The 10,259-nt window shown below is 67.6% G+C and carries 9 protein-coding genes and 1 pseudogene; 1 reads left to right on the plus strand and 9 read right to left on the minus strand.

Translation table 11 applies throughout. From position 1 onward, the window contains the following. Positions 1-22 precede the first annotated feature (22 nt). The 8 genes from phzG to IE94_RS0106575 form a co-directional block, all read right to left on the minus strand. Positions 23-643 carry a phenazine biosynthesis FMN-dependent oxidase PhzG gene (phzG, locus tag IE94_RS0106540; protein ID WP_030179554.1) on the minus strand — a complete coding sequence of 207 codons (621 nt, stop codon included), beginning with the start codon at positions 641-643 and terminating at the stop codon, positions 23-25. Then, positions 640-987 carry a hypothetical protein gene (locus IE94_RS0106545; protein WP_030179563.1) on the minus strand — a complete coding sequence of 116 codons (348 nt, stop codon included), beginning with the start codon at positions 985-987 and terminating at the stop codon, positions 640-642. Before IE94_RS0106545 ends, phzG begins: the two co-directional genes overlap by 4 nt. Then, on the minus strand, positions 984-2,894 hold the full coding sequence (locus IE94_RS0106550) for an anthranilate synthase family protein (RefSeq protein WP_030179566.1): 1,911 nt from the start codon (positions 2,892-2,894) through the stop codon (positions 984-986). Before IE94_RS0106550 ends, IE94_RS0106545 begins: the two co-directional genes overlap by 4 nt. Then, positions 2,891-3,514 carry an isochorismatase family protein gene (locus IE94_RS0106555; protein WP_030179569.1) on the minus strand — a complete coding sequence of 208 codons (624 nt, stop codon included), beginning with the start codon at positions 3,512-3,514 and terminating at the stop codon, positions 2,891-2,893. The genes IE94_RS0106550 and IE94_RS0106555 overlap by 4 nt, the downstream gene beginning before the upstream one ends. Further along, positions 3,502-4,701, minus strand: coding sequence for a 3-deoxy-7-phosphoheptulonate synthase (locus IE94_RS0106560; protein WP_030179572.1), 1,200 nt, complete (start codon positions 4,699-4,701; stop codon positions 3,502-3,504). The genes IE94_RS0106555 and IE94_RS0106560 overlap by 13 nt, the downstream gene beginning before the upstream one ends. A gap of 230 nt (positions 4,702-4,931) precedes the next feature. Further along, positions 4,932-5,582: a YybH family protein gene (locus IE94_RS37120; protein WP_051777305.1), complete on the minus strand. Its 651-nt coding sequence runs from the start codon at positions 5,580-5,582 to the stop codon at positions 4,932-4,934. A gap of 951 nt (positions 5,583-6,533) precedes the next feature. Further along, complete coding sequence (locus tag IE94_RS0106570; RefSeq protein ID WP_342450747.1) at positions 6,534-6,875, minus strand: zinc-binding dehydrogenase; 342 nt, start codon at positions 6,873-6,875, stop codon at positions 6,534-6,536. An 86-nt stretch (positions 6,876-6,961) separates the two neighbouring features. Then, entirely contained in the window at positions 6,962-7,471 is a 510-nt protein-coding gene (locus IE94_RS0106575) for a hypothetical protein (RefSeq protein WP_157849325.1), read from the minus strand. A gap of 309 nt (positions 7,472-7,780) precedes the next feature. Between IE94_RS0106575 and IE94_RS0106580 the strand changes: the two are divergent. Beyond that, positions 7,781-8,746, plus strand: a pseudogene (locus IE94_RS0106580) (tyrosine-type recombinase/integrase); the annotation flags it as partial. Between the two features lie 307 nt (positions 8,747-9,053). Here IE94_RS0106580 and IE94_RS37710 read toward each other — a convergent pair. Continuing rightward, positions 9,054-10,121 (minus strand): polymorphic toxin-type HINT domain-containing protein, encoded by a 1,068-nt coding sequence (locus IE94_RS37710; protein WP_245235185.1) that lies wholly within the window; start codon positions 10,119-10,121, stop codon positions 9,054-9,056. Positions 10,122-10,259 lie beyond the last annotated feature (138 nt).

Here is a 10,259-nt window from a genome sequence, read left to right on the forward strand (position 1 = left end):
GAGTCCTCGGTCCTTGAGCGGGTCAGGGTTGGAGCCGGCTGGTGAGCCAGCCGGTGCCCTCGCGCTCGTAACGCAGCCTCCGGTGCAGCCGGTCCTCGGGTTCCAACTGCCAGAACTCGACCGACGCCGGCTCCAGCAGGTAGCCGATCCAGCGCTCCGGGCGGGGCAGCGCCGAGCCGTCCCGGCCCAGTCCCCGGGCCTGTTGGCGCAGTGCCTCCTCGTCGAGCAGCGGCGCGCTCTGGTGGGCCGCCACGGACATCGGGTGGGTGTCGACGGGCCGGGCCTGCCAGAGGGCGTCGGACTCCTCGGCGGGCAGGGGCCGGGTCGGGCCGCTCACGCTCACCTGGCGTGCGGCCTCGCGCCAGTAGAAGAGCCCCGACGCCCAAGGGGTGTCGGCCAGTTCACGCCCCTTGCGGCTGTCGGAGTGGCTGGCGAAGACCAGGCCCGTCTCACGCACGTGCAGGACCTGGACGATCCGGGTGGAGGCCCGGCCCCGGGTGTCGGCGGTGGCCAGTGCCAGCGCGCCCGGCTGGAGGACGGCGTCCGCGACCGCGCGGTCGAACCAGGTCCGCAGCAGCGCCATGGGGTCCGCGGGCGGCGCGGCGAACTCGTCGGCGGTCGTGGAGGGCTGTGACGCGCTCACGACGGATTCCCGATCCCTTCGAAGGCCAGGCCGCGTTCGGCGGGGCCGCCGGAGCCGGCCCCTTCGACGAGGGCCTCGACGTCGGACAGCATCCGGACGGTGGGCGGGTAGCCGATGAGTTCGGTGGCCCGGTTCGGGGGCATCGGCGCCGTCAGGTCGGCTCCGGAGTCCCACAGCATCACGGCGCCCCAGCGGTTGGTCTCGCGGTCGGAGATCCAGAACTTCAACCGCATGCCGTGGACCTCCTTCCACGGCTCGACGCCCTCGTCGCGCAGGTAGACGCGCAGGGAGTCGATGGTCTGGCCGGACCCGGTGAGGTCCCACCAGGAGAGGGTGGCTTTCATGCGTTCAATACCTCCGCGGTCTCCATCAGCGGTGCGAGCAGCTCGGCCAGGACCCGTTCGCTGTCCCGGGTGAGTACGGATTCGAGGTGGAACTGCACCGAGCCGAAGTGCGGGCCGCGCAGGGCGTGTACCTCGCCCGTGCCGGCGTCGAGGCAGACCGTCACCTCGCCGATGCCCGGGCACTCCAGCCGCTCGGCCCGGGCGCGGGCCGAGAAGGAGTTGTAGAAGCCCACCCGTTCGCGCGAGCCGAACAGGTCGATCTCGCGCTGGGTGCCCTGGTTCGGGACGTCCCGGCGCCGCAGTTCGAGTCCGAGGCGGCGGCTGAGCAGCTGATGGCTCAGGCACACGGCCAGGAAGGGGACGCGTCGAACGAGCAACTCCTCGATGGCGGCGGTGAGCCGGGCCATCCTCGGGTGGTCGCTCTCCCGCGGGTCGCCGGGTCCCGGGCCCATGACGACGAGGTCCCAGTCGTCGAAGCGGTGGGCCGCGTCGAAGCGGCTGAGTGTCACGGTCAGCCCGATGGAGCGCAGTTGGTGGGCGAGCATCACGCTGAAGGTGTCCTCGGCGTCGACGACGAGCGCCCGGCGGCCGTCCAGCGCCGGGTGGGGCCGTGCGCGCTGCTCCGCCTCGCTGAGCCAGAAGTTCGCGATCGTCTCGTTGCGCCCCTCCAGGGCCTCCTGGATCAGCGGGTGGGCGTCGAGCCGCTCCTGCGCGCCGAGGGCCGCGAGGACCCCCGCCGCCTTGGTGTGCGTCTCGGCCACCTCGGCGTGCGGGTCGGAGTGCCGGACCAGGGTGGCACCCACCCCGACCCGCACGTGACCGGTGCCGTCGGTCTCCGAGGCCACGATGTCGGCGGTGCGTATGAGGATGGCCGAGTCCAGGGTGTGCGCGCCGGCGGCGTCGCGGCCGATCAGCGCGGCGACTCCCCCGTAGTACCCGCGGCCCTGGGGCTCGTAGCGGGCGATGACCCGGCACGCGTTCTCCAGCGGGCTGCCGGTCACGGTGGGGGCGAACATCGTCTCCCGCAGGATGTCGCGGGGGTCCAGGTCGCTGTTTCCCTCGATGGTGTACTCGGTGTGCGCGAGCCGGGACATCTCCCTCAGATACGGCCCCTTCACGCGGCCGCCGCCCCGGCAGACCCGGGCCATCATCTTGAGTTCCTCGTCGAGGACCATGTACAGCTCGTCGGTCTCCTTGCCGTCGGTGAGGAACTCCATCACCTCCGACAGGACCGGTCCGGTGGCCGGGTAGCGGTAGGTACCGCTGATCGGCGTCATCGCGGCGACGCCGTCGCGCAGGCTGACGTGGCGTTCCGGGGTGGCCCCGACGAAGGTGCGCGCCCCGGTGTGCACGACGAACGTCCAGTAGGCGCCGCTCTCCCGGGCGAGCAGCCGGCGGAAGAGGCTCAGCGCGCTGCGCGTCGAGTAGCCGGTGATGCTGGTGACGTACGAGCGTCTGATGACGAAGTTCGAGCCCTCGCCGGTGCCGATCTCCCTGTCGAGGACCGCGCGGACGGTGTCCGCGTAGGCGTCGTCGTCGGTGTCGAAGCGTCCTTCGGTCAGGGTGAGGGGCTCGTCCGGAAGCGCCCTGAGCACCTCGGAGGCGCTGGTCAGCTGCTGGTGGGTCACCTCCATCGCGAGCAGCGGGGAGCCGTCCTCGGCGGTGGCGAAGCCGCGTTCGGTGATCTGCCGGTGGGGTACGAGGACCAGCGTCTCGTGCCGTGCCTCACCGGGCCGCCCGGACCTCTCGGCCGACGCGGACGGGATGTCGGCGAGCCGGGCCGGGGTGCGGATCCGGCCCAGCAGGATCTCCACGCTGTCCGGTCCCACGGTCTCGGGTCGGTGCAGCAGGGCGAAGGCACCCGGTTCGGGGCCCAGCAGGTGGTCGAGCAACCGTGGGTCGTTCATCGAAAGACCTCCTCGGTGGTGGTGACCACCGAGCACCGAGCGGCCGCGTAGTCCAGGGCCAGCCGGTGGTGGTCGGCGGAGAAGTCACCGAGGGCGTCGGCGACCAGGAAGGGCTGGATGTCGTTGGTGAACGCCTCCAGGGCGGTCGCCAGCACGCCGACGTGGGCGTACACCCCGCACAGGATCAGCTGGTCGCGGCCGAGGGCGCGCAGTCGCGCCAGCAGATCCGAACGGAAGAAGGCGCTGTAGCGCCATTTGGTGAGCACCCGGTCCGCCGGCCCGGGCGTGAGCTCCGTGACGATCTCGCGGTCGGCGGGGTCCACGCGCATGCCCGGGCCCCAGAAGTCCTTGAGGAGTCCGCGTTCCTCGTCCGTCATGCCGCCGGGCTGGGCGGTGTAGAAGACGGGGACCCCGAGTGCGGCGCACCGCTCCCGCAGCTGCGCGCAGTGGCGCACGAGCGGGTTCCGTACGGCCGGGGGGAAGGGGGCGAGGAAATACCTCTGCATGTCGTGGACGAGCAGGGCCGCGCGGGCCGGATCGGGGGTCCAACGCGCCGTGGCGGGAGGCAGTTCGGCCGCCGTGGGCAGCGCGTAGGCGGATATCGGTGCTAAGCCCGGCACGGTTCTCCCTCGGCTCGGTTCGTCATCGTCTGCGGTTGCCAGGCCGACACCACCGACACGGCCTGGCGGGGGTTGAGCCGTGGGTCGCACAGCGTCGTGTACGTGGCGCCGACGCGGTCGGTGGTGTCCGGGGTGTCGGCGCACTCGGTCACCGCGTCGGGGGTGGTCTCCAGGTGGATGCCACCCGCCGTCCCGCCGCCCGCGCGGACGGCCGCCTGAAAGGCGGTGACCTCGCGGACGACGGTTTCCACCACCCGGGTCTTGCGTCCTTCGGCGGTGGTCACGGTGTTCGCGTGCAGGGGGTCGACCAGCCAGATCACGGGATGCCCCGCGGCGCGCACCGCCCTGACCAGCGGCGGCAGCAGGTCCGACGCCGCGTCGGCGCCCATGCGGGCGATCAGGGTGAGTCGGCCCGGTGTTCTGCCGGGGTCGAGCCGCTCGCACAGACCGAGCAGTTCCGCGGTGGTCACGCGGGGGCCGACCTTGCAGGCCACGGGGTTGACCACGTCGGCCAGCAGGGCGACGTGGGCCCCGTCGAGCCGCCGGGTCCGTTCCCCGACCCACGGCCAGTGGGTGGAGGTGAGCGCGAGCCGGCCGTCCCGGTCGGCGCGCAGCATCGGGATCTCGTAGTCGAGCAGCAGGGCCTCGTGACTGGTCCACACGGCCGGGTCCCGGGGCGTCGGACAGAGGTGGCCGACGACCTGCCGGGCGGCACGGTAGCCGGCGAGCAGGCGCCGGGGGTCCGGTCGCCGTGCTTCGGGGTCCGGCTCGGGGCCGTTCACCATGTGTCCCCGGTAGACCGGGATCTCGACGCCGTCGACGGTCTCGGTGCGGGCCGAGCGGGGTTTGGCGTACTGACCTCCGATCCGGCCGACCCTGATGACCGGCTGCTTGGTGATCGCCTTCATGACCCCGGCGAGCAGATCGAGGTGAGCGGCCTTCCGTCCGACGTCACCCGCGGTGCACTCGGCGAAGTCCTCCGCGCAGTCGCCTGCCTGCACCACCTGTGCCCGCCCGGCCGCGACCTGGGCGAGCCGGGTTCGGAGCGTGCCGAGCGACTCGGTCTCCACCAGTGGAGGCAAGCCCGCCAGCGTGTCCCGGACCCGCTCGACCTCTGCCGGGTCTTCCCACTGGGGTTGCTGCTGCGCGATGAGGGATGGTGAATCGTGGAGGGATATGGCGTTCAATTCTGCTCCCCACTCTCCGACGTGTCGGCACACCGTTTCGGCACGACAGTGCGGCCGACGCCCGACCGTCCATGTCCCCCGGAGTTCCTCGATTCGACATGCCGGGAGGCAAAAAGAGCGACCCGTCGGCGAACTCCGAAAAGGCGACGCATTACGCGCGCGTGAGCACGGTCAATTCACCGGTCGCCCGACTGTTGGGAAATACGGAGAGGAATGTCGAGTACGTCGGGTCAGTGGTGGGCGGCCGTCGGCGCGGCCGGGCCGCCGTGCGGCGGGTACGGGTTGTCCTGCACGTACAGCCAGGTGCCGTCCAGCTGCTCCTGGACGGTGTCGCAGAAATTGCCGGTGAAGCTCTCGCGGGTTCCGTCCGCCGCGTCCTGCTCCAGGGTGTAGTCGCCCATGATGGCCGCGGTGCGCTGACGCACCTTGTTGTCCCACCCGCGCCATCCGCCCGCCAGTACGGTCTGGCGGGGGTTCACGGTGAGCACGGGGTTCGACTTGAACCAGTCGACGTAGAAGGCACGGATCGCCGCGTGGCCCCGGATGACCGACCCGTCCCAGTTGACGATGGCGGCCTCGGGCTCCTGCAGCGCGACGATGCCGTCGACGTCCTTGGCCACGATGCGCTCGCCCAGGAGCCTCAGCAGCTCCTCGGGGGACGTGGCGGCGACCCGTATACCCGCCTTGGTCTTGGCCGCGGCGTCCACGGAGGCCGCGGCGCCGGGCGAGGTGTCGGTGGTCGACGAGGCCCCGGTGGTCGACGAGCTCTCCGCGGTGGCGGCCACCGACTCGGTCTGGATGACCCTCGGGCCGGCGATGCTTCCGGCCGTCAGGATAATACCCGCGACCGCGATCGGAAGTGTGTGCTTGATCTTGCTCATTTCGTCTCCCCCTACCGGAGACGGCAATGGTCAAAACGACGCCGCTACGACGTCGGACCTACCGGCTGGTCAGCCTTTTGCCGTCTCTCCCCCTGGATGACAGTCATACAACAGTCCGGAACCGGCTTCTGTCAACGTCTTGGGGAATGCGAGCGATGCCGGCTCACTTTCCCTTTCTCCAACAGGAGAAGCGGAATTCAGACGGCAGCACAATGACCTGCGCCTATGCGTGGACAACGGAACTTCGACCATCGGAGACCTCGCACAGCGAGGGTCAACGGAGAGTAAAGAAAGTGGAAAGTGATATTCCAGAAAGGACCCTCAAGCTGTTCAATGGTAAATAAATCTCGCCACCGATACATTTCCAGCCGCCCCATGGCCGAAAATCGCTGAACCAATTCGGTGACACGGCACAGCCCGACCGGCGGGCACAGCCACGAGCGGGCGAAGAAGGCCCACCTCACGGAGCCGGACGCCGGCAACGGGACAGAGGATCTCGGTTGAGATCGACGACCCCGAGCAGCAACACGCGCGCGACGAACCCCAGCACATCGCCTGCACCGATCGAGCAAGGGTGGGACGCGCCCTGGTATCGGGTCCGCCGGGCGGACTCCCAGGCGTCGTTCCTGCCCAGCGACGGCGAGGACTTGGACGAGGTCTGCAATGTCGATGTCTTCGTGACGCCGAAGGACGGTTCCGCGGCGGCGAGTCTGGTGCCACGGGCGATCGCCCGCCCGGCCAAGGCGTACCCCCGCACGGCTGCGCCGCCTGCGCGCGGGACGCATCGAGGTGGCCGTGGTGACGATCGGCGAAGACCTGCCTGCCTACGACCTCACGGACCTGCGCGTCGAGGCCGTACCCGCCGGCCGGGGCATGGGCGTGGCCGTCGGCGCCGACCACCCGCTGGCCTCGCGGGAGGAAGTGGGCGAATGCTGCCCGTTGGAGCACTGGCTATGGCGTGATGTCCAGGACCGCCTTGCCGCGGAGGCTGCGGCCCAGGACGGCGGCGACGGCTTCATCGGCCTGGTTCCAGCTGCCGCGCCAGGAGATGTGCGGGGTGAGGTCCCTTGCCGCGAGGCGGTCGGCGAGCCAGGTCAGGTCCGGGCCGGGGAGGGGACCGTCCTGGAGGTGGAAGGTGACGATGGAGCGTCCGTGGCGTCCGTCGTTGCCCAGGAACGCGCCGGGCGGGAACTGCACGGGCTGCATGGTGACATCGCCGACGACAACCAGCGTGCCGTGCGGTGCCAGTCTGTCGAATGCCCGCACCAGTTGAGGGCCTCCCACGCGAGGCACTGGCTGAGGGCGACGACTCCGAAGAGCCGCCGCCCTCAGCGGTGGTCGTACGCTGACGTTGCCGTCAGCGTTGCCGTCAAACGGCGTTACGCAGGACTCTGGCCATCTTCTTCCACAGGAATATGGGCCACAGTCACTACGCCAGAGAACGAACTCTCCACCACAATGCGGTCACCTGGGGAATAGATCCAGAATTCTGGTACGGATTCTGCAATATCCAGCAGGCGAGAGATGGAGAATTCAAGCCCCATCTCTACACTCGGAACCGCCAAGCTCTCCCAGAAAAAGATGAGACTGTCAGCCCTCGGGGCGAACTGTTGGATTACGGTGCTCAGCTCGATGGAACCCAACTCCATCGAGCTGAGCACCAAACCATCAGCCACCGCGCCCCACGAGATCGCACCGTCAGAGCTGCGCGGGTAATGACTGAGGCTTTCGCGCTCGTACTGGAGATGCTGATCCAGGTTCAGCAGATGCACACCCGGCCGGCCAACCCAAGTCAGCCGTCGACCACCCTGCTGATCTGCACGAACCACTCGAATCATAGATTTGGGCAGGAGGTCCGGCCTGGTTCCGTATACATCGTCGAGCGTCACGAATTACCGCCAAGCATTCTCGCGAAATCGTCTTCCGTTCCATTCCATGGCACTGCCCACTTACGTGCCGAATCCCCCTTGCCGACTTCCACGTTGATATGGGGACCCTTCACTGGATCGTAATCCATCCTGAACCTCTTGAATTCACCGTTAACCCGAGTAGTGATTCCCACTACCTTGCCGTAGGTCGTCGGCGCAGATTCGAGACGTCCGATGTACGGCTGCCGAGTAGCTGGATCAACCTCACCCAACAGATCAAGCGCTTTGTTGCGGGCTTGTTCGAAGCTGTCGAAGCTAGGCAGGGTTACTGAACTCGCGAAACTCACCGCCAAGAACATCCGCACCTGGCTGAACGAGCTGCGCACCATCTGCCAGTGCTGCGCCCACGGCATCGACGCCCGACGCAAACCCGACACCCAGACCGGCCGACGTCCGCGCTGCTGCGCACTCGGCCACTGCTGTCGCAAGCACCTCTCACCCCTGACGCTCGCCTACATCCACTCCTTACTCAAATCCGCACTGGAGCACGCCGTACGCGAAGAAGAGATCCCCCGCAACGTCGCCCGCAACGTCCGCACCGGCACGCCCCGCCCCCGCCGCTTCAACCCCCTCACCGCCGACGAAGCCCGCCACTTCCTCGCCGCCGCCCAGGGCCATCGACACGCCGCACTGTTCGAGCTCGCCCTGCGCACAGGTCTACGCAAGGGCGAACTCCTCGGCCTGCGCTGGGAAGACCTCGACTTCGACGGCCATACCGCCTCCATCCGCCGAACCCTCCAACGCACCCGCAGCCAGGGCCTGGTCACCCTGCCCACCAAGACCATAAGCTCCGAACGACGCATCGCCCTGCCAACCTCCTGCGTCACCTCCCTGCACGCTCACCGCACCCTGCAGAACCGGGAGCGGGAACAGACGGGCTCACGGTGGCAGGGCAGCGGATACGTCTTCACGCGAACGGACGGCCACCCGATCGAGCCCGCCACCCTCACCCGGCACTTCAACGCCCTGCTCCGAGACGCCCACCTGCGCCCCATCCGGTTCCACGACCTCCGCCACTCGACCGCCACCCTCCTCCTGGAACAGGGCGTCGAACTCTTCGTCATCAAAGAACTCCTGGGTCACGCCCACATCGGCGTGACCGCCACGGTGTACGCCCACGTCCGACTCCGCCTCCAACGCAACGCCATCGACACCCTCACCACCACGCTCGGCGGCCCGGAAACAGCACGCCCCGACGGCGACGAACCGCCACCCCAGAACGCCCTCGTCCGCTGACGTTGCCGTCAACTACTGCCGTCACCCCACGCAAAAGCCCCGCCAGGACACGCCTGACGGGGCTTCATATTTGCACGAGCGATCACATCATGACATTTAGCTTCCACCGCCGAGCGGCAGATCCGGCAGGCTATTAAGGAGAGCCCTCACCTGATCCTTGGTTGCCCCTACGCGCGTCTGAAAGTCCCGGTCATCCCCAGTCTCTAGCGCTTCCATCATGAGCGCTTCGACTAGAAAGAATTCCGCCCTAGGGATCGTGATCACGATCTGATCTCCGTGATCCTCTACGTGCATCAGAACCATCCTCTCACTGCGACCTGAAGTTCCTGGTGAAGTAGCTATAGCCCTCTTGAGGTGCGAAGACAGTACCACCGTCCCTCGATCCGGGGTTGCGGATCACAATTACCCCGTTCCGCCAATAGGCAGATGCACCATCGGATCGCACGCGACGCTCCCCGTTTAGAATTACATCTTCAATCATGTTGGAGAATTGCGCACGAGTCCGGATTCCAGGGAATTCTCCCTGCTCTACGACATGCTTCTGGAAGGCGTGCCCGTCTGCTCCAGCCAGCTCTTCCGCTGCAAGCTTCGCCTGAAGTCGGGGACCATCCGCAACGTTGCAGCCGCCAGAATTGTGAACGAGTACCGGCGTGGCCCCAGCGAGTACATAGTACGCGTGGATGTCTTCGATCGTCAGGTCGTGTGTACGCTGGCGCTTGGTGTAGTGGCTGACTGCGGTGACTTGGACGTGAGTCCCTGCGCTGGTGCGCAGCAACTGGCCGGGGTGAATGTTTCCCGCGTCGGTCCATTCGTGGCGGTCGACGGTCCAGAAGGGGTGGGTGTCGGTTGCGACGATGACGGATGGTTCATCGTCTGTTGCCACGGTCAATTCGGTGAAGTTCTTGTCGTCTTCGGTCGTTATGGTGTCGACGACCTTCTTTTCTGTCGTTTCACCTGACTTCACATCAGTGGTGACGACACTGTCGCCAACTTGAACGTCTTCGATGGCTTTATGTGTGCCGTCTGCCATGAGAACGCCGGTTCCTGGCAGGAAGCTGTGGAGGCACGGGCGGAGCTTGGACGCGATCCCGTAGGCAACAACGCTCGATGCTGCGCCCCACGCAGCAGCGTTGAATTGTTCTTCGAGTTGGCCGGTTGCACTGTGGTCCGCGTCTGGTGTCAGGGCATTTTCCGTAGCCGCGCCGGCGGCACTCGCGAGGGCTCCGCAGCCTGCACTCGCCGCAAGGCTCACGCCTCCGGTGGCCAGACTGGCGCTTCCGGCTGCGGAGTAGCACGCGACACCGACGGCTACTTCAGCGACATAGCCGCCGATTACCGCCTTGTTTTCTGAGGCCCATTCCTTGGCCTCGTCCACAGCATGCGACCAGCCGCAGGGCGAGTACCAGCTGCAGTCGGGCCTTGACCCCGAGTTCTGGACACGGGTTATGCGGCTTGCGTCAGCGTAGTTGATGTTGTTTCGGACGCTATCTCGTAAGCGATCGGGCTGCGGTGT

This window comes from Streptomyces violaceorubidus, assembly GCF_000717995.1.
Taxonomy (GTDB): domain Bacteria; phylum Actinomycetota; class Actinomycetes; order Streptomycetales; family Streptomycetaceae; genus Streptomyces; species Streptomyces violaceorubidus.